At 36.1% G+C, this 24,731-nt stretch carries 21 protein-coding genes; 4 read left to right on the top strand and 17 right to left on the bottom strand.

Features of this window, described 5'->3' with window-relative positions; translation table 11 throughout:
* Positions 1-32 precede the first annotated feature (32 nt).
* From BUC25_RS15805 to yfkAB, 4 genes are all read right to left on the bottom strand, one after another.
* Positions 33-632 (bottom strand): response regulator transcription factor, encoded by a 600-nt coding sequence (locus tag BUC25_RS15805; RefSeq protein ID WP_073202857.1) that lies wholly within the window; start codon positions 630-632, stop codon positions 33-35.
* A complete protein-coding gene (locus BUC25_RS15800) occupies positions 629-1,762 on the bottom strand; it encodes a sensor histidine kinase (protein ID WP_073202856.1) in 1,134 nt (377 codons plus the stop codon). The genes BUC25_RS15805 and BUC25_RS15800 overlap by 4 nt, the downstream gene beginning before the upstream one ends.
* A gap of 219 nt (positions 1,763-1,981) precedes the next feature.
* On the bottom strand, positions 1,982-3,034 hold the full coding sequence (gene desA / locus BUC25_RS15795) for a Delta(5) desaturase DesA (protein ID WP_073202855.1): 1,053 nt from the start codon (positions 3,032-3,034) through the stop codon (positions 1,982-1,984).
* A 144-nt stretch (positions 3,035-3,178) separates the two neighbouring features.
* Positions 3,179-4,312: a radical SAM/CxCxxxxC motif protein YfkAB gene (gene yfkAB, locus BUC25_RS15790; RefSeq protein ID WP_073202854.1), complete on the bottom strand. Its 1,134-nt coding sequence runs from the start codon at positions 4,310-4,312 to the stop codon at positions 3,179-3,181.
* 150 nt (positions 4,313-4,462) lie between these two features.
* Between yfkAB and BUC25_RS15785 the strand changes: the two genes are divergently transcribed.
* The 3 genes from BUC25_RS15785 to BUC25_RS15775 all read left to right on the top strand — a co-directional run bounded on the left by BUC25_RS15785 (position 4,463) and on the right by BUC25_RS15775 (position 6,903).
* On the top strand, positions 4,463-5,590 hold the full coding sequence (locus BUC25_RS15785) for an MBL fold metallo-hydrolase (RefSeq protein ID WP_073202853.1): 1,128 nt from the start codon (positions 4,463-4,465) through the stop codon (positions 5,588-5,590).
* 307 nt (positions 5,591-5,897) lie between these two features.
* Complete coding sequence (locus BUC25_RS15780; protein ID WP_073202852.1) at positions 5,898-6,299, top strand: ion channel; 402 nt, start codon at positions 5,898-5,900, stop codon at positions 6,297-6,299.
* 139 nt (positions 6,300-6,438) lie between these two features.
* Positions 6,439-6,903, top strand: a complete 465-nt coding sequence (locus tag BUC25_RS15775) for a hypothetical protein (protein ID WP_073202851.1) — start codon at positions 6,439-6,441, stop codon at positions 6,901-6,903.
* A gap of 120 nt (positions 6,904-7,023) precedes the next feature.
* Here the strand turns inward: BUC25_RS15775 and BUC25_RS15770 are convergent, their stop codons facing one another.
* A complete protein-coding gene (locus tag BUC25_RS15770; protein WP_073202850.1) occupies positions 7,024-7,785 on the bottom strand; it encodes a DUF4367 domain-containing protein in 762 nt (253 codons plus the stop codon).
* A complete protein-coding gene (locus tag BUC25_RS15765; protein ID WP_073202849.1) occupies positions 7,782-8,354 on the bottom strand; it encodes an RNA polymerase sigma factor in 573 nt (190 codons plus the stop codon). The genes BUC25_RS15770 and BUC25_RS15765 overlap by 4 nt, the downstream gene beginning before the upstream one ends.
* A 528-nt stretch (positions 8,355-8,882) precedes the next feature.
* Here BUC25_RS15765 and BUC25_RS15760 point away from each other — a divergent pair.
* Complete coding sequence (locus BUC25_RS15760) at positions 8,883-10,475, top strand: Vga family ABC-F type ribosomal protection protein (protein ID WP_073202848.1); 1,593 nt, start codon at positions 8,883-8,885, stop codon at positions 10,473-10,475.
* A gap of 616 nt (positions 10,476-11,091) precedes the next feature.
* Here BUC25_RS15760 and mmsB read toward each other — a convergent pair.
* From mmsB to BUC25_RS15705, 11 genes are all read right to left on the bottom strand, one after another.
* On the bottom strand, positions 11,092-12,252 hold the full coding sequence (mmsB, locus tag BUC25_RS15755) for a multiple monosaccharide ABC transporter permease (RefSeq protein ID WP_073202847.1): 1,161 nt from the start codon (positions 12,250-12,252) through the stop codon (positions 11,092-11,094).
* Positions 12,236-13,786 (bottom strand): multiple monosaccharide ABC transporter ATP-binding protein, encoded by a 1,551-nt coding sequence (gene mmsA / locus BUC25_RS15750; RefSeq protein ID WP_073202846.1) that lies wholly within the window; start codon positions 13,784-13,786, stop codon positions 12,236-12,238. Before mmsA ends, mmsB begins: the two co-directional genes overlap by 17 nt.
* 89 nt (positions 13,787-13,875) lie before the next feature.
* Positions 13,876-14,988: a multiple monosaccharide ABC transporter substrate-binding protein gene (gene chvE / locus BUC25_RS15745; protein WP_073202845.1), complete on the bottom strand. Its 1,113-nt coding sequence runs from the start codon at positions 14,986-14,988 to the stop codon at positions 13,876-13,878.
* 398 nt (positions 14,989-15,386) lie between these two features.
* Positions 15,387-16,580 carry a response regulator gene (locus BUC25_RS15740; RefSeq protein ID WP_073202844.1) on the bottom strand — a complete coding sequence of 398 codons (1,194 nt, stop codon included), beginning with the start codon at positions 16,578-16,580 and terminating at the stop codon, positions 15,387-15,389.
* Positions 16,581-16,588: 8 nt separating this feature from the next.
* Positions 16,589-18,406, bottom strand: a complete 1,818-nt coding sequence (locus tag BUC25_RS15735; RefSeq protein ID WP_073202977.1) for a cache domain-containing sensor histidine kinase — start codon at positions 18,404-18,406, stop codon at positions 16,589-16,591.
* Positions 18,407-18,481: 75 nt separating this feature from the next.
* Positions 18,482-19,480 carry a substrate-binding domain-containing protein gene (locus tag BUC25_RS15730; protein WP_073202843.1) on the bottom strand — a complete coding sequence of 333 codons (999 nt, stop codon included), beginning with the start codon at positions 19,478-19,480 and terminating at the stop codon, positions 18,482-18,484.
* Between the two features lie 191 nt (positions 19,481-19,671).
* Entirely contained in the window at positions 19,672-20,499 is an 828-nt protein-coding gene (locus BUC25_RS15725) for a putative RNA methyltransferase (protein ID WP_073202842.1), read from the bottom strand.
* Between the two features lie 104 nt (positions 20,500-20,603).
* A complete protein-coding gene (phnE, locus tag BUC25_RS15720) occupies positions 20,604-21,410 on the bottom strand; it encodes a phosphonate ABC transporter, permease protein PhnE (RefSeq protein WP_073202841.1) in 807 nt (268 codons plus the stop codon).
* Between the two features lie 13 nt (positions 21,411-21,423).
* Positions 21,424-22,239, bottom strand: a complete 816-nt coding sequence (gene phnE / locus BUC25_RS15715; protein ID WP_073202840.1) for a phosphonate ABC transporter, permease protein PhnE — start codon at positions 22,237-22,239, stop codon at positions 21,424-21,426.
* Positions 22,232-23,014, bottom strand: a complete 783-nt coding sequence (gene phnC / locus BUC25_RS15710) for a phosphonate ABC transporter ATP-binding protein (RefSeq protein WP_073202839.1) — start codon at positions 23,012-23,014, stop codon at positions 22,232-22,234. The genes phnE (BUC25_RS15715) and phnC overlap by 8 nt, the downstream gene beginning before the upstream one ends.
* A 525-nt stretch (positions 23,015-23,539) precedes the next feature.
* Complete coding sequence (locus BUC25_RS15705; protein WP_073202838.1) at positions 23,540-24,646, bottom strand: phosphate/phosphite/phosphonate ABC transporter substrate-binding protein; 1,107 nt, start codon at positions 24,644-24,646, stop codon at positions 23,540-23,542.
* Positions 24,647-24,731: the final 85 nt, after the last annotated feature.

Genomic DNA, 24,731 nt, shown 5'->3' with positions numbered 1-24,731 from the left:
TTTTACTCATTATTAAATTCTTTTATCCAACCTCATTTTAACCAACCTTTTTCGTTTACTTTTGCTATAGCTTCCATTCGATTATCCACCTCTAATTTATCTAAAATCACAGATATGTAATTGCGGACAGTACCATTTGTTAAAAATAGCTCTTTTGCAATAGCCTTGGTCGTTTTTCCTTCTATTAGAAGTTTCATTACCTCTATTTCTCTTTGAGTTAGCGGGTTCTGTTCAGAAAAAGCTAGATCCACTAATTCTGGTGAATAAATCCGTTTTCCTCTCATAATTTGTCGAATGGATTGCGCCAAATCGTCACTCGGACTGTCTTTTAATAAGTATCCACCTACTGCCGCTTTTCTTGCGCGTTCAAAATAACCAGGCCTGGCAAAGGTTGTTAAGATAATAACTTTACACGGATGATTTCTTAAAATTTCAGCTGCATCCAATCCTGTCTGCACAGGCATTTCAATGTCCATTAAACAAACATCGGGATTTTCCTTTTCCACTAAGTTTATGACTTCCTCCCCGTTGCTTGCCCTTCCGACTATTTCCATATCTTCTTCCATATCAAGCAGTGCACCTAATGCACCTAAGAGTAATTGTTGATCTTCAGCTAACACAATTCGGATCACAACTGTCCCCCCTCTTCGATTTGCATTAATACTTTTGGCACGGTAATAAAAATAGTAAACCCGTGCTTGTCACTATTAAACTCTAATGTACCATTTGCAAACTCTAACCTTTCCTTCATTCCATTCAATCCATTTCCATTATTTATTTCTTTCAAGTCCCCAACGCCGTCATCCTTTACAGATAATTGAATTTCTTTATTGGTTTCACTAATTTTAATCTGACAACTTGTCGCCTGACTATGCTTTACCACATTGGTCACGGATTCTTTCAAGCACATACTTAGCACATTTTCTAAAAATAGTGGAATATGCTCACAATCTGCTTCCATTTCCATATTGACTTCTATATTTGCTGCTTGTAACAATTGCTTCACATGTTCCATTTCATCAACCAATCGAACGGTCCGCATATTTGAGACCATTTCGCGAACTTCTTTTAAAGCTTGCCTTGCCGTTTGCTGCACATCCTGTAATTCTTTAATTGCTGCTTCTTTATCTTTTTCGAGCAGTTTAGAAGATAGTTCACTCTTTAAGCCAATCATGGATAATTTCTGCCCTAAAGTATCATGCAAATCTCTGGCAATACGATGACGCTCTTCAATAATTGCTAATTGAGCAATTTTTAGGTTTGCATCTTCTAATTGGCCTTCCAATTTCTCTTGTTTGAAACGGTTATAGCGATTAATCGGAATTAAAATAACACCTAATATTGTCATGATCAGAAAAGGAATTTGACTTAAAAATAAGGAATAATTCAAAAAGAAGCCTGCTGTGATTGCTCCAATTGTCGTTACTAGATGAAGGACATACATAGTGATGAAACCAGCTTTTCTTTTGATATTTCCAATAAAAAATGCAGTAAAAAGTGCAAAATAAACATAGCCAAATAAAATAGACATCACGATATTGATCACAAATTCAATACTAATACCAATATAGACCAGTGGCCCACGTGAAGTAAATGACATCCAATATACGCCAAAGAACAATAAAGTCGCAGCAATTCCAAAGCCTATTTCTATAATAGCAGTTGATCTGAAAATAAAATAAAACGGCAACACACAAAAAATAATCCATATATATAAGCTAAGTCCAGTATTTTTCGGGAAAATATGATACCAATGTTGCATCTCTTCCACAACCTTCCATTCTCATTATACCAAAAAACGTTAAAAACCCCCATCCATTTGGGACAGGGGATTGTTACAGTGTAAATCCGTAAAACCCCACTTTAAAGTTCGAGCACTAGCAAAGAAGCTCAGTGGGGATTAAACGGACGCTAACATAAGTTTTACTACCAATCAGAGAGAGTTTAAAACTCCAGCCGATTGAAATCTCACTTTATTATTTTAAGAGCGAATGGTTTGCGATGGCTTCGCTGTTGGTATCGAGATTTTTGTTTTTGTTCTTAGTTTTTTCTTCATTTGTTTAAAACTGATAAACGTTTTTTGCTCTTCATCATACAAGCGGAAACGAATCGATTCCAAGCTTGTCTTCAATGTAATTGTTGTTGCCTTTTGGAGTGGTGGTGTTTCCTGATGAGCCTTTTCCAAAGAGTAGTTTGGAACCCTTGGTGCTAAATGGTGGACATGATGATAACCAATATTACCTGTCATCCATTCTAGCCATCTTGGGAGTTTATAGTACGAACTGCCATCTACTGCAGCCTTTACGTAATCCCATTCTGATTCATTCTCAAAATAAGAGTCCTCGAACTGATGTTGTACATAGAATAACCAGATTCCTAATGCGCCTGCGATGTAAGCAATTGGAAGTTGCACTAAAAGAATCGCTTGCCAACCTAACGTCAATACTAAAACGGTATATACAATAACAAGCATGATATTGATTAAATACGTATTCCAGCGCTCTTTCTTTCTAGCGTCCTTACGGTTCACACGGTTTTCATACAAGAATAAAGAAAACGGCCCTAAACCAAACATAACGAATGGATTTCGATAAAGTCGATATTGTAACCTTTGCCATTTACTAGCTTCTTCATATTCTTTAACCGTCATGATCCAAATATCACCTGTGCCACGTTGATCTAAATTACCACTCGTTGCATGATGAATCGAATGTTCTCTTTTCCATTTCTCAAATGCAAAGTGGGTAAGTACTCCTGTCACAGTTCCGATCACGCGATTTAATTTTTTGTTTTTAAAAAAAGATTGATGGGCACAATCATGGAATATAATAAATGTTCTAACCATAAAGCCTGCTGCAATAACGGAAAAAGCAAGACTTAACCAAATGGATATTGATAAACTTTGATAAGCAAAAAACCACAGAATGAAAAATGGTGGAATCGTATTAATTAATTGAATAATACTCTTTTTTGTTTGTGAAGTTGCATAAGGCATTACATCTTTTCGTAATTGAGCTTGTTTTTGTTTACTCATCTTCATCCCTACTTTCGAAGCTTTCTATACTTGAAAGTTTACGCCAAATGGACGAATTTTATAAGGCACAATTGTCAGGACTTTTAGATGACATTTGTCATGTTTGGAGGTTATATTTTCCATGTACAACGAAACAATAGTGTTTTACCTCTTTATGTTTGCAGATCTCTTAGTAAAGTCGACGTCTTGATAGTACGTATTTTTCACTAAAATGTTTGGGCCCAGACATTTTACTGCAGGACAATGACAGTTTAAGGATTTTGCTGTTTTGGATTCCATCCACTTTTTATATGATGTTAGTAATGAAGTATTTTGAATATTACCAAGTGATGGCTCTTCTTCATCACCAAAATCCGTAACAATAACTTCCCCTGAAAAAATGTTGACGTTAAGTCTTGATCGACCATCTGGATCATTTCTTACTGTAACATTTTTCTCTTTGTATAAACGCTTAAGAAAAGCGAGCTCCTTCTCACTCTTATTACACGGATAAAAGGGTAACGTCCCAAATAACATCCATATCGACGAATCACGATAATCCAATAACCTTTCAATACCTTCTTGCATTTCAGCTAAGGAAAGTGTTTGTAAATCACTAGCAAAGTCAACCGGGTACATTGGGTGGATTTCATGACGGACACATCCCATTTCAAGCACATGATCATGGATTTTTTCCAAATAAGGAAACGTTCTCTTATTCAGCATCGTTTCTGCCGACACCATCACACCTTCAGCAGATAGTCTCTGTGAATTGTCTACCATGCGTTCAAAATATTTCTTGCGGTTTTCCTGATTCGGTTTCCTATCCATGTTTGCAAAACCCGTGGTCGCAAATTCCTCTTCTGTCCCCCAGTTATGAGAGATATGCAATACATCTAAATAAGGAATTATTGCTTCATAACGAGAATATGGCAAAGTTAAATTGGAATTAATTTGCGTTCGGACACCTCTGTTGTGGGCATAACGAAGAAGTGGGACTACATAGTCACGAACCGATTTTTTTGACATCATCGGTTCTCCACCAGTTATACTCAAAGTATGTAAATGGGGGATTTCGTCCAATCGTTTTTTTATAAGTTCAAAAGGTAGTGCATCAGGATCTTTATCACGCAACGTATAACCTACTGCGCAATGTGCACACCTCATATTACATAAATGTGTTGTCGTAAATTCTATATTAGTTAACGTCATTTCACCAAATTGTTCAACATCCATATAGGCTTCCCATGGATCAAAATCAGGTGTAATCGGGCGTTTAGCTTTTTCAACGAATGGCATGTTGATATACTTCCTTTCTTTGCATGAATCTTAACCTATTGTATCAAACATCTGTTTAAATTTCGCTAAGGTAGACAGTACTAAGTTTATTTTATACCTTTTGGGGTATGTTAATTATTAGAGAATATTGAGATTAGGAGGCGATATTATATGAGTAAAGTGAAAGTAACGACAAACGATATTGCTCGAAAAGTCATAGAACAAAAATCCATGTATTTATTAGATGTGCGAAATGAAAGTGACTTTGAGGAGTGGAAAATTGAAGGGGAAGCTTTTGAGTATAAAAATGTCCCTTTTTCTGAAATTAAAGAGGGTGTAGAACACTTAGCAAAAAAACTCCCAAAAGATAAAGATATTATCGTAGCTTGTGCAAAAGGCATCTCAGCACAAAAAACTGTTGATAAGTTAGAAGGAGCAGGATTTAATAATGTATATCCTCTAGAAGGCGGCATGCAAGCCTGGAGCGAACATCTAGAACCAGTTAAAGTTGCGGACATTGAAGGTGGTGCAATTTATCAATTTATTCGTCTTGGTAAAGGCTGTTTATCTTATATGGTGATTTCAAATGGGGAGGCAGCAGTAATTGATGCAACGAGAATGATTGATACCTTTAAAAAATTTGCTGACGATAAAGATGCTGTCATTCGTTATACATTAGATACTCACTTACACGCGGACCACATTTCTGGTGGACGAAGGCTAGCGAAGGAAACAAATACCTCTTATTATCTCCCACCTAAAGATGCAACAGAGATCACGTTTGATTATCAAAAATTAGAAGAAGGCACTTCCTTGTCTGTAGGTAATGCAAAAATTGAGGTAAAAGCGATCTATTCACCTGGTCACACAATAGGGTCTACATCGTTGATTGTAAATAATGCATATTTACTTACGGGAGATATATTATTTATTCAATCAATCGGAAGACCCGACTTGGCAGGGAAAGCAGACGATTGGGTTGAAGATCTACACGACACCCTTTACGAAACATATAAAACTTTAGATCAAGAACTACTCGTTTTACCAGCACATTACGCTTCTAATGATGAAATGAATGAAGATGGTACGATTGGCAAAAAATTAAGTACACTATATCAAGAAAACGATGGTTTAAATGTAAGCAGTCAGGACAAATTTAGAAAAATGGTCACAGAAAACCTGCCTCCTCAACCGAATTCGCATCAAAAAATACGTGAGACGAATATGGGGAAACAATCACCTGATTCAGAAGAACAAAGAGAAATGGAAATTGGTCCAAATCGATGTGCCATTTCCTAAGATTATATAATGACAGCTATCCCGCTGTCATTTTTTATTAGCCTAAAGATTTACTTTTAAAATATCATGACACTCTGACTTTAATCAATTGTAGACTTCCTCTATATTCAGCAAATTATTAGGTCGTGAACTTCCGTTTTTTCTACTTAGTATTTGACGAGATAACGCCCTTGCTTCACAGGATCACTTGCCCCCGTCTATAAGCCTCCTTTTCCCGTGAATGGAATTCAATTGTATGTAATTTTTTATCAATGGAGTTTTAAACCTTAAACTTCAGTGAATGTAGTAGATAAGGAGGAATTCATCTATGGTAAATACTTTAGTTTGCATTGCAATTATTTTTATCGTTGCAAACCTTATCTACTTTTTTCGTAACAAGACTTACAAGAAAAGCTCTTTCAGTACCGCGTTATTTATGAAGCTCTTTTTTGTACTTTTAGGCATCACCTTCGGATTTGGCCTTTTGTATTATGCTTTATCGTTTCAAGAAACTGTTGTGGTTCAAAGCTTGTCTGATAATGCTCCAATAGAACACAGCTTCGGCAACATGCTATATTTTAGTGGTGTTACCATGCTATCTGTAGGCTACGGGGACATGCTTCCAATCAATGCAGCCAGGTTTTTCGCACTTGTTCAAGCCTCAATCGGTATTTTATTACCTACGGCTTACTTTATGAAAGCATTAGGTAAATCTCAAGATGACGCTTAAAGAATCCGTGATTTTATTTAGTCACTTTCTGTGTACTTCCCGATCAGAATTATTCGTATTTATATCTTCATCATTTTGTAACCTTTCTGAACGCCTTACCGTCTATATTTTGAAAATAAAATGAGAGGGTGGTATTCGAATGAAAAATGTGAAGAAATATGTATTAATTCTTTTTTTAGCTTTCATAGGATTCTTTTTTTACACCTCAGACATTAGTGCAAATGAACGGGAGGTCACAGTTAAACCAGAAATTAAAGAAGACCTTATCCAAGTTCAATCAACGAAATACATTAAAGAAGGTAACGCATCGATACGAAGAGTTAATTCTCGAACAATGGGAAGTAGTTGCAATACATCTAGTTATTCTTCAGTCCAACAGATATCGTGTACGATCAATCTCCAAGTAAAAAATAAGTCTACTGGTCGTTGGACAGATACTGGTCAAAGTAAGAAATTTTTGAATTATTACTCTTCTTATGTAAGTGGCAGTGTCAACTTTGCTGTTCAAACGGGATATGATTATCGCATAAGAACTCTTCATACAACATCTCAATATGGTATTAAAGAACAGTTATCTGCTGTAACAGGCCAAATTAAATTCTAAAATAAGAGAAATGCTCAGAGCGCCCGCTTAGAAACGTAGCGACTGGAGCTAGACATGACAATGCTTATATACTTTCTGTTCTTAAAGTGAAAAGGAGTGTTCCAACAGGAACACTCCTTTTTATTCGATTGATTCCGCAATTTTGATCATATCTTTTTCAGGAAGTTTACCTTCTAGCAGCCAATTCATCTGTGGCGTACTCCAAATTAATTGCTTGCTATTATCTTTAAATTCTATAAAACGAGCTTCTCCACCATCTAAATCAACTATTTTCACATTCGTATCTTCATTATCTACCACTTTTGCACTAGCAAAATCATTTGGCTGAAATGTTTGGGTTAAAACAACGGTTTCGCTCTGGCCATTCTCATAATAAAGTTGAACCTGATTTTTTTCGGAATCTTTACTAACAACTTCTACATATTTCAATTGATAATTATTTGGGTTAAAAGTAGGTTTGGCAATGTAAAAATTCGTCTCTTCTTGTGCTTTATCAAACGACATTTCCGTTCTTTCTACTTCTATTTCTTCTGTTGTAATCTTATCTAAATCCGGCAGGTCACTTGACGAAGGACTTTCCCCATCTGTTGTAGTTTGGCTTATTTGTGTTGTATCTCCATCTGTCGTTACAAACATTTTTACAAACCAGTCAAACGCCTGAATTTGATTGGAACTCGCAAACACGGAACCAAATATAATAAGTGCAAATACTGCAACGGCTAATAAACTCTTTTTAGGAAATAAGCGTTTTTTTGTGCTACTTGTGTTCGTTAGACTGGCTTTTATTTCCCTCCAGTTTTCTTCTTTTGAAAGGTGGGCTGGTGCGGGTGATTGATAATCTTCCTTTAGCCAACTTTCCCAATTATTTAATTTGTTAGTCACTGTTTTTCACCACCAATCCATTGTCTCTGAGGATCATTTTCGACTTTTTCCTTCATGGCGTTGCGCGCACGATGAAGTCTTGTTTTCACGGTACCTTCAGTTAGATCCAAATTAGTTGCAATTTCCTTTATCGTCAATTCATGTATATAACGTAATAGCAAAACTTCGCGATACTCCACCTTCATCTCACGTAATACATCATTAATTTCCTCTTTTACAAAATTGGATTCTACTAGGAATGAAACATCAGGATCTTTAACTTGGGTATGCCGTTCTTGTACGGTAATATCATCTGTTAAAAATTCATTTGTTCCTTTTCGTTTTCTAAGAATATCGATGGCGGTTCTCGTTGCAATTGTCGAGAGCCATGCGCCCATTCGACCCTTATCATCTAAGTTGTGCATGTGTTTATAGGCTTTTACAAAAGTTTCCTGCAATGCATCTTGTGCTAAATGACTGTCTTTTGTAATAAAATAAACATCGCGATATACCCTTGAATAAAACATATCATATACTAGACGGAACTCTTCTTCAGTAGGTTCCGTTTTTCTGAAAAATTTTTTCAACATATTATCCGCACCTTCTTCTATCAGTCATACAAATTATAACATTTTTCCTATTTAAATAAATAATTTTAGAAAAATTTTCAAAATGATTAGGCATAACTCACTTTCATTAAATCAGAACGAAAAGATGTGCTAACGGTAAAAAACATAGATTTAATTTTATAGATATTATATTCTTAATGCATACGGACACCTCCTGATTATGGAAATGGAAAAAAAGTCATTAACAATATCTATGATTGACTTCATCAAAACTTTTATATAAACTAATAAACAAATAAACGAAAGGGTGACCCTATTACAATGAAGTTATAATCCTATTTCTCAAGCTATATTTTCATAAGACTTACTACCTGTATACAGGGAGTAGTGCGTCTTTATCGGAAATATACGGAATAGGATTGGTACTTTATATAGGGAAAAATCAGTGCTCATTTTCGCGTTCGCACGTTTTTACACCCTTTTTTCGGTAGCCTCCTATTCCGCAATGAATTCAGGAGGCTTTTTTTAGTCTCCTCATAACTAGGAGCGATGTGTATGTTATTAGAAATAAGTAATGCTCATTTAGCCGTTGCTGCAAGGACATTAATAGAAATTGATCACCTGGAAATCCATAAGGGAGATCGTATTGGATTAATTGGAAAAAATGGTTCAGGGAAGACCACCTTTTTGCAGGCAATCTTAAATAATGAAATGTTTGAGAAAGGTGAGGTTAACATCTTCACCACTATCGATTTACTACCGCAGCTTAAACAACAAATTGGCAGCAAAAGTGGTGGTGAGATTACACAAAACTATATTCAACAAGCTTTTACTCTAAAGCATGAACTTCTCTTGGCTGATGAACCTACAACTCACCTGGATAAGCAACACATTGAATGGGTGGAAAAAACTTTCAAGCATTGGCAAGGTGCCTTTGTTGTTGTCTCCCACGACCGAAGCTTTCTTGATACAGTTTGTAATAAAGTCTGGGAGTTGGATCAACAGCGAATTACTGAATATAAAGGAAATTATCAGCAGTATCAGAAACAGAAGAAGCTAGAATTGTTACATCACCAAACGGAATACGAAAAATACCAAAGTAAGAAACAACAACTAGAACGAGCGCTCCGTCTAAAAAATGAAAAAGCAGCTCGTGCTACTAAGAAACCTAAGAATGTGAGTACATCTGAGGCAAGTATCACAGGTGCCAAACCATACTTTGCAAAGAAACAAAAGAAATTACAACAAACCTCAAAATCAATCGAAACAAGATTGGAGAAACTTGAGAAAGTAGATAAACCATATGAGGAAAAAGCTTTAAAAATGAGCTTACCCCAACAAGAAAAAATTTCTGGAAGGACCATAATTAGGGTCGAAAATTTAGATGGTCGAATCGGAAATATTACGTTATGGGAAAAGGCTAATTTTCACGTTAAAGGCGGAGATAAAGTAGCGATTATCGGTAATAATGGAAGTGGCAAAACAACACTTATTCGAAAATTACTTAATCAATCCAATGAAGTCCAGTTCTCCCCTTCATGTCAAATCGCTTACTTTAAACAAGATTTATCAATTTTAAATAGCGATACCAGTATTCTGGAGAATATAATGGCAGATTCCTTGTATAAGGAAACACTGATTCGGACAGTGTTAGCAAGACTCCATTTTTACCGAGAGGATGTCCATAAAAAAGTAGATGTGTTAAGTGGTGGTGAAAAAGTGAAGGTAACATTAGCGAAAATATTTCTAAGTAATAGTAATACTTTGCTATTAGATGAACCAACTAATTTTCTGGACATTGAGGCGACTGAGGCATTAGAACAACTCTTAATTGAATATGAGGGAACGATTCTTTTTGTCTCTCATGACCGTCGTTTTGTAGAAAGGGTCGCAACTAAAATAGTGGAAATTAAAGAAAAAAAGATGATTTCATTTGATGGAGATTATCGAGAGTATCTCCTTAACCGAATGGTGCCAACTGAGCATGACGATACGAAAGATAAATTATTAGCTGTTGAAACAAAGATAACAGAAGTACTAGGGCGATTAAGTATAGAGCCTTCTGAACAATTAGAAAAGGAATTTCAAGATTTATTAAAGAAAAAACAGCGTCTATCCAATCGGAGGAATAATGAACAATAGAAGGATAATGCGACATAACCTGATGGAAATTTTGACATGATGTATGTGTGTAATAACCGCTACGGCTTGCCCACTTCGCTTTCCAGGGGGCGCGTCTTCAGCTAACTTTGTAAAGAAGATCACTTTACAAAGTGGACCTTCAGATCACGCAGATCCCCTAGGAGTCGAAGTGGACGCCTACGCTCAGTGAGACTCTTCAACGATTACAAATGCTAACAGTTTGGATTTTCACAAAATAATTGTTTAGGTCATTAAAAAATTGAAGAGTACCTTAAATATGGTGAATAAAGCCATCATAATTATTCTTGCTTAAGTTGTAGAGCATACACAAGCGCAGGCGTCCGTTTCCACTCCTGTGGGATGTTTTTACCCTAAGATCCACTTTTTAAGCGAACTTTGCTTAAAAAGTTAGCTTGGGGTAAAAATCCGCGGAAAGGGAAGCGGACAAGCCAGAGCGGCTGCTAAGCACTTATAATATCTCATAATTACCACTATAATAGTGTCGCATTATCCTGCTTATCTGCACTTTTAAAAAACCCGTACGATGGCAAATTCTAATAGAAAGTGCGTAATCGTACGGGTTGAATTTTTTGAAATATATTCCGTTCGGTCTTCCTTAACCTTTGTTCTTATTATAAACGTCAAATCCAACTGCGATTAGTAGTACCATACCTTTAATCGCTTGTTGCCAGTCAATACCGATACCGATAAGAGACATACCATTGTTCATGACACCCATTACGAGACCACCAACAATCGCACCAATTACAGTACCAACACCACCAGCCATCGATGCACCACCAATAAATACGGCAGCAATCGCATCAAGTTCTAACATGTTACCTGCAGCAGGTGTTGCCGAATTCAAACGTGCCGCAAACATTAAGCCTGCAAGAGCAGCTAATACACCATTGTTAACGAATACCCAGAAAACTACTCGTTTCGTTTTTATACCTGATAAATCAGCTGCTTTCTTATTACCACCTGTCGCATAGATGTGACGACCCATAATGGTATTTTTCATAATAAATGTGTAAATGACTATTAATACAAATACAATTATTAATACTGTCGGAATTCCTTTATTTAAAGCTAACTGATATGCAAACCAATTGATTGCCAATAAAAGCATTGCAAGTTTTGCTACCGTTACCCATAATGGAACCACTTCAAAATCATACTGTATTTGTGTTTTTCTTTTATTAAACTCTAAGTACACTAATACTAATGATAATATAATGGATAATACAATCGTGAAAATGTGTAAATCCCCTGATCCAAATAAGTCTGGCACAAAACCACTACTTATTTTTTGAAATGATTCTGGGAATGGCGCCAGAGATTGACCATCCAATAGCCATAGAGTTAACCCTCTAAAAATAAGCATTCCCGCTAAAGTAACGATAAACGATGGTACCCCTATATAAGATATCCAAAAACCTTGCCAAACACCGATTAGAGCACCTGCTATGATAGCGATAATAACTGCTAACCAAACTGGTACATTCATATTAATAATTAACACACCGGCAATGGCACCAATAAACGCCACAACTGAACCTACCGAAAGGTCAATGTTCCCTGTTATGATAACAAGTACCATTCCAACTGCTAATACTAATATAAAACCATTCTGTAATATTAAATTTGTAAGATTTAACGGTTTAAAATTAATCCCGTCTGTTAAAATGAAAAATAGTCCAGTTATTAATACGAGTGCTATAATCATCCCATATTCGCGAATATTATTTCGAAATAAATTAATTAGCGTTTGCATCACTAGTTCCCCCTGTTCCGGTCATATAGCGCATCACATTTTCTTGATTTGCTTCTTCACGCTGTAACTCTCCTGTTATTTTCCCTTCATTCATCACATAAATTCGATCTGATAATCCTAATACTTCAGGAAGCTCAGAAGAAATTACAAGTACTGCTAATCCTTGAGCAGCTAATTCATTAATTTGTGTATAAATCTCAAATTTGGCACCAACATCAATACCTCTGGTTGGTTCATCCAAAATTAAAATGTTTGGTTCTGTAAAAATCCATTTACTTAATACTACTTTTTGTTGATTCCCACCACTAAGATTACCCGCTACTTGTTCTAAGGAAGGTGTTTTAATATTTAATTTTTCTCTTAAACTTTGCGATTCTACCACTTCTTTATTTTGATCAATAACGCTAGATTTAGAAATTCGCTTTAAATTCGATAACGTTATATTTCGCTTAATATCATCTATTAGATTCAAACCATACGTTTTTCGATCCTCTGACACATAGGCAATGCCCTGTTCGATCGCTTGACTTACTGTATTTGCTTGAATTTGTTTTCCATTTTTATAAAGCTCTCCACTAATCCTTCTTCCATACGATTTACCAAAAATACTCATCGCTAATTCCGTACGTCCAGCACCCATTAACCCAGCAATACCGACAATTTCACCTTTTTTTATTGATAAGTTGATATTATCCAATATTTTTTGATCATGATGTTGTGGGTGAAAGACATTCCAGTTCTTCACTTCGAATATTGGTTCACCAATAGTTGCAGTTCTTTTAGGAAAACGACTTGTTAGCTCTCGTCCTACCATCCCTTTAATAATTCGCTCTTCCGACACTTTTTCCTCTTTAGTATCTAATGTCTCAATTGTTTTACCATCACGTAGTACCGTTATTGAGTCCGATACATAGGATACTTCATTTAGCTTGTGGGAGATTAATATAGAGGAAATACCTTGCTCTTTTAATTCCAGTAATAATTTTAATAAATTCTCACTATCTGTTTCATTTAACGCAGCGGTTGGTTCATCTAAAATGAGAAGCTTTACATTTTTGGATAACGCTTTTGCTATTTCAACTAGTTGTTGCTTCCCAACACCGATATCCATTACTGCTGTTTCAGGTGAGTCTTTAAGTCCTACTCGTTCCAATAACTTTTTTGATTCGGAGAATGTTTCCTGCCATTTCATCACTTTTCGAGATTGGCGCTCATTTCCCAAGAATATATTTTCAGCGATAGATAAGAATGGACTTAATGCTAATTCCTGATGAATAATAACAATGCCTAGATTCTCACTTTGTTTAATATCTCTAAAATGACATTCTTGTCCTTCAAAAAAAATCGAACCATCATACGTACCGTGCGGATATACTCCGCTTAGAACTTTCATAAGCGTTGATTTTCCTGCTCCGTTTTCACCTACTAATGCATGAATCTCGCCTTTTTTTACTTGTAAATTTACATTATCCAAGGCTTTCACACCTGGAAATGTCTTTGTAATATTACGCATTTCTAATATATGATCAGACATTAGCTTCACCACCTTCAAAATCGATTAGGAATGAATTTAGTGGTGACCGAAACCACCACTAAATTCTTTTTCCATATAATTTGCAGAACTTATTCTAATTCATCTTCAGAATAGTAACCACTGTCCATTACAACTTCTTGATAGTTATCAATATCAACTGATACAGGTTCTACTAGATAAGTAGGAACAACTTTTACGTTGTTATCATATGTTTCTGTATCATTTACTTCTGCTTCCTCACCGTTTAGGATCGCTTCTGTCATATCAATTGCCACTGCTGCAAGATCACGAGTATCTTTAAATACAGTTTGTGATTGCTCTCCAGCAATAATGGATTTGATCGATGCTAACTCTGCATCTTGACCAGTGATTACAGGAAGTTCCAGATCACCAGATCCATAACCTACACCTTTCAATGCTTGAATAACTCCACGGCTAATACCGTCATATGGTGATAGTACTGCATCTACCGTTTCTCCATCTGAGTATGAACTACTTAAAATGTTTTCCATACGAGATTTCGCAGTGTTACCATCCCAACGCATTGTTGCCGCTTGTTCAAATTCAGTTTGCTCACTTTGAATCACTAATTTACCTTCGTCAATGTATGGTTGAAGAACACTCATAGCACCATCCCAGAAGAAATACGCGTTGTTATCATCTGGAGATCCACCGAATAATTCGATATTAAATGGTCCTTCTTGATTTGGTAGATCTAAAGCTTCTTCGATGTATGATGCTTGAAGCACACCTACCTGGAAGTTATCAAATGTTGCATAATACGTTACATGCTCACTTTCCATAATTAAACGGTCATAAGATACTACTTGAATACCTTGGTCGTTAGCTTTTTCTAATACATTTGTTAAAGCGGTACCATCAATCGATGCAATAACTAATGCGTCTGCACCTTTTACGATCATGTTTTCAATTTGCTCGATTTGCTTGTCTACATCATCTTCAGCATATTGTAAATCTGTTTCATAACCTAATTCTTCTAATTGCTCTACCATGTTGTTCCCGTCATCTACCCAACGCTGAGAAGATTTTGTTGGCATTGCAACCCCAATCAAACCACCTTCAGATTCTGAAGCCTCTTCTCCTCCGTCATCTGTGCCACCATCTGTAGTATCATCTCCACCGCAGGCAGCTAAAAATAAAATAAGACCAAATAATAGTGCCAATAAACTAAATTTCTTCATAAGTGTAACCCCTTTCAAACCTTTTATTTTAAATCTCTTGCTTGTTTTATACTTTACCACCATTCCCATTGTAAGGCTTTACATAAAATTAAACTGTTTTTATAAAATTTTAATCTAAATGTAATTTCTTTGTAATATTAAAAGTTTTTTTATTTATACAGTGACAGTGAAGTGAACAAAATAACGTTATTATATCTCGAAAAATTTGCCTTCACAGGATAACACATGTCCTTGACGGGATAATACTCTCGCTAGACTGGATATTGCGGCTTATCCCGTGAAGAGATCACTATATCCCGTGAAGACAATCAGATATCCTGTCTACAACATTAAATATCCCGTGAGGAGAATCCGTTTTTTACAAAAAATTTTAAAAAAAAGCAACAATCGTTAATTTACTATAACGATTGCTGCTTATATTGCTTTGGTGTTATGCCGACTGATTTTCGAAAGGCTGTACTGAAATAATGTTGTGAGTCATAACCAACTCTTTCTGCCACTTCTCTTATGCTAAGATCAGTAGTCTGCAGGAGTTCCTTGGCTGCACGCAAACGCATATGGGTGAGAATTTGCACATATGATTTACCAAGTTCCTGTTTAATCATTTTACTTAAATATACCGTTGACACATGTAATGAGGCTGCTATAGCTTCCAATGTCATATGAGGATCACGGTAATGTTTCCGAATATACTGCAATGACTGCTTAACCAGGGGGGACAAACGCATATATTGGTTAAGTTCTTGTTTTGTCTCTTTATATTGTACGGTGATATTTGTTGGATCTAATGATATGTATTTTGAGTAAATACGTTGTTCTAATCGTTCCATTACTTGCTCTTCTATTTCTATCGCTATATCATAACGAATCGCTTTCCATAAAAATACGGTAATAAAATGAACATCCTCTATAAAAATAGCATGTAGATGTTCAGCCATTATCTCACTCAACACATCCTTAATCGCTTGTAACTGTTGCTGTCGATCTGCTTCTTCCAGCAAGTTATGCTCTGCTTCTCCTTCAGCCCATTTAAGCATTATAAAAGAGGTTGGCGGATCATGGGGTAAATTCAAAAACTGCAATTGTCCAGCAACTTCACTCTCTTCCAATCTGCCTTCTATCCAATCAAGAAAAAAACGTTGGCGGAGTTGCTCATGGTTTTTTTCCACTTGAGAAGAAGCTTGATGCAAATAATCTTCTTCTTGTTTTTTCATTTCTAATTGTTGCTTCGTTTTGACTAAAATTTCTTCTAATTTATTAGGATTTACCGGTTTTAATAAATAATCTTCTACTTGCAGACGAATCGCTTCTTGGGCATATCGGAAATCGTCATATCCCGATATAACTACCATTCGACACTCTGGCAACTCCTCTTTAATGCGCTTCATTGCTGAGATTCCATTCATAATTGGCATATTTATGTCAATTAGTAATATATCTATTTTATGTTCTAGCGCTAATTCAATCGCTTCTTCACCATCTTCAGCCTCTGCCATAACTTCCATACCATAATCAGACCAATTTACTGACGATCTTATTCCATCGCGTATTATAAATTCATCATCTGCTATCAAAACTTTCCACTTCGCCATACTTATCATTACTCCTTTTCTGGATCAGGTTCCTTTATTAAAGGTAATAAGATCGTAACAGTCGTCCCGCTTCGTTCTTTGCTTTCTAGCGATATTCCATATTGCAATCCATGCGTTAATTGGATTCTTGCTTGAACATTTAACATGCCATAACCTTTTTTATCTCGTGTTTCTTCAGGTTTTTCAGTCCTGCTAATTGATTGAGCCAAAGCCTCACGCATTTCTAATAATTGAGCATTTGACATGCCTTGCCCATCGTCACTTATTGTTATAACAATACGTTGTTCAACCTGTCTCGCATCTATTAAAATATGTCCAGGGCCTCTACGTTCTTTAATACCATGATAAATAGCATTTTCAATGATTGGCTGTAAAATAAATTTTAATACCGGCAGGTTCTGAACTGAATCCTCGACATTAATCTTATAATTTAATTTATCCCGATATCTCGTTTTTTGTATTTTTAAGTAGCTTTCAATATGTTCAATCTCTTCTTTTAACGTGATCACGTCTCGCCCCTTACTCAAACCGATTCGAAATAATTTAGCTAAAGAATCAACAACCTCTGCTACATCATTTGCTTTTTGTTTTCTAGCCATCCACTGAATCGTGTCTAAAGTATTATACAAAAAGTGAGGATTAATATTTGCTTGTAAACTACGAAACTCTGCATCTCTTTTTTGTCTCTCCTGTCTTTCAGTGAGATGCATTAATTCATTTATTTTTGCTAACATTGCATTAAAACTTCTGCCTAGTAAGCCAACCTCATCATCTCTTTTTTCTTTATACCTTACTTGAAAGTTCCCACTTTCCGCTTTCCTCATAAATGACATTAATTGGACAATGGGTTTGGAAATAGAATGGGAAAGAAAATAAGATACCGGAATACCAAATAACATGATAATAAAAATAAATACGACTAAGTAAAAGTTAATTTCGCGTAAACCAAAAACAGTTTCATCTGCTGGGAATACACCAATCGTTACCCAATTAACAAAAGGTGATCGTTGATAGATAAATTGAATTTTCTCTCCATTTATTGTTTTCGAAAAATCCCCGGATTGCTCTTCACCTATCCATTTAATTGGTATATGTTCTATAATCGGTTGTGTGGGCTGATAAATATTTTTACCATTTTCATCTACAACCATTAAGTATCCACTTTTACCTAGTGTGACATCTTTTACTGTTTCTGCAATTACCCGTAATTTTAAATCTATTAATACCACACCTTGTACTTCTTCTGTAAAAGGATCGATTATGGCTCTTACTACAGTAACAATATCATCATTCTTGTAATCAACTATTGATGTTAAGCGTCTCCCATCAGGGCGTCCGATTATTTTAAATATACCTTTATTATCTACTGCTTCTTGATACCAAGAGGCTTCTGTTAAATCCATAATCGATGGGGCATATAGCTCATTGCTAATATATTCGCCTTGATGATTAACCACCATGATCCCTGCTACTTCTGAGGAGACAGCCGTAAAATCTCGCAAAAATCGTTGTATTTGATATCTGGTATCCGATACATCACTTGGATCATCTTCCGTATTCGCTAAAAATAGTTGAACATCATCGTCATTGGCAATCATATATGTATGACTTTGGAGATTGCTAATATAAAATTCAAATGTTTCATTTACTTTATCTATTAACTGGATGGTATTATCATTCACTTGTTCTTCCATTACACGTTCCACTGTCCAACTTACTAATAAAGCTAAACAGAAAATAGGCAAGATACTAATAAGCAAAAAATGTGATATTAACTTATAACGAATAGGAAAATTATTAATTTGAGTCCAGCGCTTCACATTCATCCATCCATTCTTTATCACATTAACTTCCTGATAGGTTTCACTAATAATCAGTAGGTTCGAACACTACCACTGATATTATTCGACAGGATAATACTCATTCACGTTATCCTTCGTTACCACTGTTATTCCTGTATCCACATAGCGTGGTAAATTTGTTTCTCCTTCTAGTTCTCCAGCAATATCATGTTGCAAATGAAACAAAAATTGTAATGACCAATATCCCATTTTCCATGTACCCTGAGCCATTGTAGCTGAAATAACGCCTTCATCAATCATATCTAAAGTTCCTTTATCCGTATCAAAACTTATAATATGTAAATCTCCTTTTTTTTGCAAGTCTAGGACTGCCTTGCCAACGCCCACTCCACCATTTGCTTCAGAGGCAAAAATACCTTTAATATTAGGGTGTTCTCTAATTAACTCCTCTGATACTTCCTTCGATATCATCTGATCTCCTCGACCATCCTTAATATCTACTAGCGTCATATTTGGATAGTCATTTTCAATTGTTTCTCGAAAGCCTTGTGTACGCTCTTGATGATTTAATTGATTCGGATGGGTTACCACCCCTACCTCTCCTTCCTCATTTAATAACTCTGCCATTTTATGGGCTGCAGTAACACCTGCGTAATGGTTATTTGTACCTAAAAAGGCATATGCTTTACTGTCAGGAGCATCGGCATCGAACATGACTACCGGTATACCTGAATCAACTGCTTTATTTATAACCGGATTTAATGCTTCTGGATCCATGGTTGAAATAGCAATACCGGAAGGATTTTTAGCAATGACTTGCTCTAACACCGTTATCTCTTCATTTACATCGTATTGAGTAGCACCTCGGTATTCCACTGAGACATTTAACGACTCTGCTGCATCTTCAAACCCCTTTAATGGTCGTTTCCAATAATCAATACCTGCTTGAAAGGTAACCATCACATAATTTTCATCAATTGTTCCTCTTAGCTCACGATCTGACCATTGATTATTCGTAGTTTCTTCCGATTGATATTGATAAACATATACTACGAACAGTACAATTAATATTAAATAAGCAAACAATAATTTCCTCACGCTGTAACCCCTTTCAATTAAGTGGATAGTAAGGGTAGTGAAAAAGTAATGTAACAATTTCTCTTAAAATTTCACTTCACTAATGTGACTTACCTGATTCAATTGTACCAAAATTGTATAGCAATTCATAAATTTCTTCAACACAAAAAAGATAGACAGTTTATTTTTAATCGAAATAACTACCTATCTTGTTACACATTTTGTCCAATTAACAGGGTAAGATCTATTGTAATGGCAGAAAACTCTTCTTGTTGTTTTTTCCCCCAGGTTAATGGGGTCATATGCCATAATTGCCCTTGAAGACTTTGTGGAACTTTCCATTGGTAATTAATTGTCTCCATTGTTACTGTAGAAAAATGCTTATTAAAATGCTCTATTGTCTCTTGATTGGAATATGACTCCACTTTATCTGTTAATTGATCTCTCATCTCTATTAAGTAATTCTTATTTGGAATGACTTTTATTACCGCTCCTCCGGGTGAAACTATACGACTAAATTCCAAGTAATTTGCTGGCGACAAAATATTCAAGATGATATCAAATCGATTCATTTGAAATGGGCTTTTTGCTAAATCCGCCACAGTCCATAGAACATTATCATGGTATTTAGCTGCAGTTATAATACCGTCCTTTGCAATATCAATACCTATTCCTAGTGCCTGAGATCCCATCCCATCTAAGATTTTCTTCAGATGTGAACCTTCTCCACAGCCAACGTCCAGAATCTTAAGTTTCCCAGAAAACTGCTGTTTCAGCCATTCCGTTATTTTATCATGTAACTGATCATACATTCCTCGTTGAATTACTTCATACCTTGCTTCAAACAATGAACGATCATAATCAAGTGGGGAGGGTTTCCCATAAAAGTTTACATACCCTTTTTTGGCAAAATCAAATTGGTGACCATCGTTACAAGCGACGGCTGTGCCTTCAAGATGTATATTTTTTTGACAAATCGGACACCAAAATAATGATGCTTGCTCTGCCATCAATTTTGCCGCTTTTTCAATTTTTTTCATACAACCGCTCCATTTACTTTTATTAGACTTACTACTCTTGAAGTTTGAACCTTAATCGTATCTTTATTTAGATTTAATTGCAAATAGAGCAGCGTAGACCATGATCAACCTCGAACTAACTTATTTCGAAGACGGTTGGAAGACCATTCCACTATTAAAATTAACACCACTAAGCCAATCAAAATCGAACCTACTTCATTCCAGCGATAGGCATTCATAGCAAAAATCAAAGGCGCTCCTATTCCTCCTGCTCCTACTAACCCTAAGACTGAAGCTTCACGCAAATTCATATCGAACCGATAAATCATAATGGATAAAAACATCGCAAATAGTTGCGGGATAATGCCATAACGTATTTTTTCAAAAGTGGTACAGCCAATCGAGGTCATCGATTCTAATATACTTGTATCTAAATCTTCAATCGCATCTACATATAGCTTTGCTAACATGCCAATTGAAACTAAAGCAATGGTTAATACACCTGTAAACGGCCCTTGTCCTATCACTCTTATGAACATTAACCCGTATATTAATGCCGGTACTGTGCGGATAGCAATTAATAATAACCTCGTTATAAATGAAACAGGCTTCGGTACGATGTTTGATGCTGATAAAAAGGCTAACGGCACAGCCAAGAAAGAACCAATAATCGTTCCTAAAAAAGCAATTGCGATTGTTTCCACTAATAGATATAGCACGCCTTTGTCACTTACATTTAATAGTAACTCTAAGTCTGGCTGAAAAATGCCCAATATAATATTTTGAGCAATCGCTAAGCCACTTTCCTCAATATTATTAATATTAACAGCAGTTAACGACCAGATAAACAAACCGAATAAAATAATGCTAGTCGTGATTAAATAACGATAATTTCTAGGTGAAGCATATAATTGCTTTTCAACTACATCCATTCTTTTACCCCCTTTACATTAACCTTTTTCGAAAATGTTCGCTGACTGTCTCAATAAGAAAGACAGTGATGGCAAGCATAAGTAAAATCATTCCGACACTGGCATAATCACGCCAACCGATTCGTTCATTCAGTAATAACCCTATACCACCAGCACCAACATATCCTAAAATCGCCGCATAACGGACATTTCCTTCAAAACAAAATAAAGAGGTAGATAAAAAATTGGGTAATACTTGCGGAAAAATCGCATAGCGGAATGCTTGTACTCTTGTCATACCAATCGACTCCATCGCTTCAAATGCACCCATGTCCGCATTTTCGATTTGCTCATATAACAGCTTTCCGACGTAAGCTAATGTAAATAGAAAAATTGCAACTGTACCAGCCAACGTTCCTAAACCAAATATAAAAGTAGCTATTAAGGCGGTCACCAATGTGGGCAATGTTCGTAATATACTAAGTAAAATCTTGGTTACATTAACAATCCATTTACGTTGAATCAGATTCGAAGCTGCTAGATAAGCAGCTGGTACTGCTACAACAGAGCCGAGTACCGAACCTAACAGTGACATTTTTATCGTATCCATCAATGGTTGCCATAAGTGGGGGAGGTACTCCCATGTAGGTGGAATCATCTCTAGAACTATGATGAAAAATTGAATTCCTCTTTCAAACAGTATTTTTAATTCGAAATCCGTAACTTCTATCGAATAAATAAGCGCAATGAACAATACCAGTATTACAAAAGGTATAGGCGATCTTTTTTCCATAACCTTTTTTCCGTTAGGTAATTCCATTTGTTTTGGAGGAAATAATTTATCAAACATAAGCATGTTTCCCTTCAAATTCCGTTGTTCCTTCTGCTACTTTACCTTTGTAAATATGATCGAGTACTTCTTCTGTTACTTCCGATGCTTTTCCATCATAAACAATTTGACCTTCTCGTACGCCAATAATTCGTTCCGCATACTCAAGCGCCATCTCGACATGGTGTATGTTCATGATCAGGGAAATATTCATATCTTGATTAATCCGTCTGAAATCATCCATCACTTGTTTGGAAGTGACTGGATCTAGAGAAGCTATAGGCTCATCGGCTAAGATAATGTCTGGATTTTGTGCTAATGTTCTCGCCAATGCTACACGCTGCTGTTGTCCACCGGATAGTTGATCTACACGTACATACGCCTTATCTAAAATACCGACTTGATCTAAAGCAGTTAACGCCTTTATTTTTTGTTCTTTTGTAAAAAGACCTGTTACTTTTCTCCACAAGCTTAATTCTGGCACAAAGGAGACTAACACATTTTTTAACACGGTGGTCCGCGTGACAAGGTTAAACGATTGAAAAATCATGCCAATCCGTTTGCGATATGTTCTTATTTGCTCTCCTTTTAGTGCTCCTACCTGGATACCATCTACAATTATTTCTCCTTGGGTTATATCATGCATCCGATTAATACAACGAATAAAGGTAGATTTACCCGCACCTGATAGACCTATTACTGCGACAAATTCACCTTTATCGATTTTTATATTAATATTCTGTAATGCTTTGACGTTATTTGCATAAGTTTTTTCAACATCTATAAATTCAATCATTTTTATGCTCCATTCTTAATATCCCTTTTTTACTTAACATGGCCCATTCTAGTAGCTAGCTAAAAATGAGATTAGGACATAATCAATTGTCTACACAGCAAATACGAACGATACAGCACTTTTCAAAGTGGATCTTCAGTTCATGCTAATCCCCCAGGAGTCGAAGTGGACGCCTGCGCTATTTTACTTGGCTTAGGAGTTCCAAATGCTAGCTGGTACAAACATTGTAGAATTACTCAAATAGCGGAGGCCGATTGCGAAGACTCCTGCAGGAACAGGGCGAGCTGAAGATCCATTTTTCAAAATAAAATAAATTTTATTTTGAAAAATTAGCTGTAGCCGTCCCCGTGGAAAGCGAAGCAATCGGCCGGAGCGCTCTGTTAGCACTCTACTCATTTCAAAATGACCACATCAGTTTATTGAATAGTCTTTTTCAACTATGCATAAAAGTCCAAACGAGTCTATCCTAATCGTTTGGACTTTTGTAATTATTAATTTTTTGTCCCAGCCTCATCTGTTTTATTTTTAATTTAAACTTTGCACCATTTCTTGTGCTTGGCGTTCATTGTCATAGTCAGAATCTTCTGCTTTCTGATAGCCTTCATGATTGTAAATTGAAATGACTTCTTTTCCTTCCTCTGTTTCAGAAATATTCAAGAAGGCTTGTTGGATCGCTGCTTTTAAATCATCATCCATTTTATCGGAGTTTTTGCTGACACTAATCGTATCGTTATAGATACCAGGCGTTACACCGATCACATTTGTTTCATCCCAAATCGATGCCTCGCGTCCGAACTCACTTTCCCATGTTTCTTCATTATCACGACGGGCATCTGCATAGGTCACCATTACATCAATTTCACCGGCAGCCAAACGAGCAAAGGCACTTCCATAAGAGTCAGATTGCACAACATTGTCTAAATCTGTAATTGTTTTATCATAATTATCTTTTAACCATAACGCTGGATAGATGTAACCGGCAGGAGATGAAGATGACATTACTGCCCATGTTGCACTGTTAACATCGTCAAAAGTAAGCTCTTCTCCACTGTTCACTTTTTCTGCTAACTCTTGTCCTTTATCAGATGGTCCTGCAATCATTAAAGCACGATAATAAGTTACTTGTTCATCACTAGCTTCTGTTGGTTTATTGTCATTCCAATCCTTCGCACTATCAGAATCATTATTTAAGCCAGCACGAGTTGACGTTAACACAACTTCTGCACCATCATCATAAAGCACATATGTACCACCCGGAATTAAGCCAATATCTGTTGTGCCTGCAGACAATGCTTCCCCCACTGCTTCATAATTGGTACCTACAGTAATATCCACTTCGCCAATGTCATAACCAAGTGTCTCCATTTCTGTTTTTAATAGATCTTTTAATGGTTCCGTTGCCGTAATAATTTCCTCAGGTTCACGTGAAGGAACAAAGCCTATAGAAAGTGTCTCAATTTCTTTGTTACTCGTTTCTTCCTCTTGGTTTTCCGTCTCTCCACCTGTATTATCTTCCGTTTCTTCTGTATTGTTTTCGTCTGCTTCTTCAGCCGATCCTTCTTCTGATTCACCACATGCCACTAAAACAACAGCAAACAGCATGGTTATAAGCAAAAACCAAATTTTCTTCATTTTATATTTCCCCCTGTTAAACTCAAATTGAATCTACCTTTTTAGTTTAATAGAGGTTTATTAAGCTTGTTTAAAAATGAAGTAA

Source organism: Gracilibacillus kekensis (genome assembly GCF_900143085.1).
Classification (GTDB): Bacteria; Bacillota; Bacilli; order Bacillales; family Amphibacillaceae; genus Gracilibacillus; species Gracilibacillus kekensis.
Note: the sequence above shows the minus strand (reverse complement) of the source record. Positions and strands in the feature narration are given on the sequence as shown.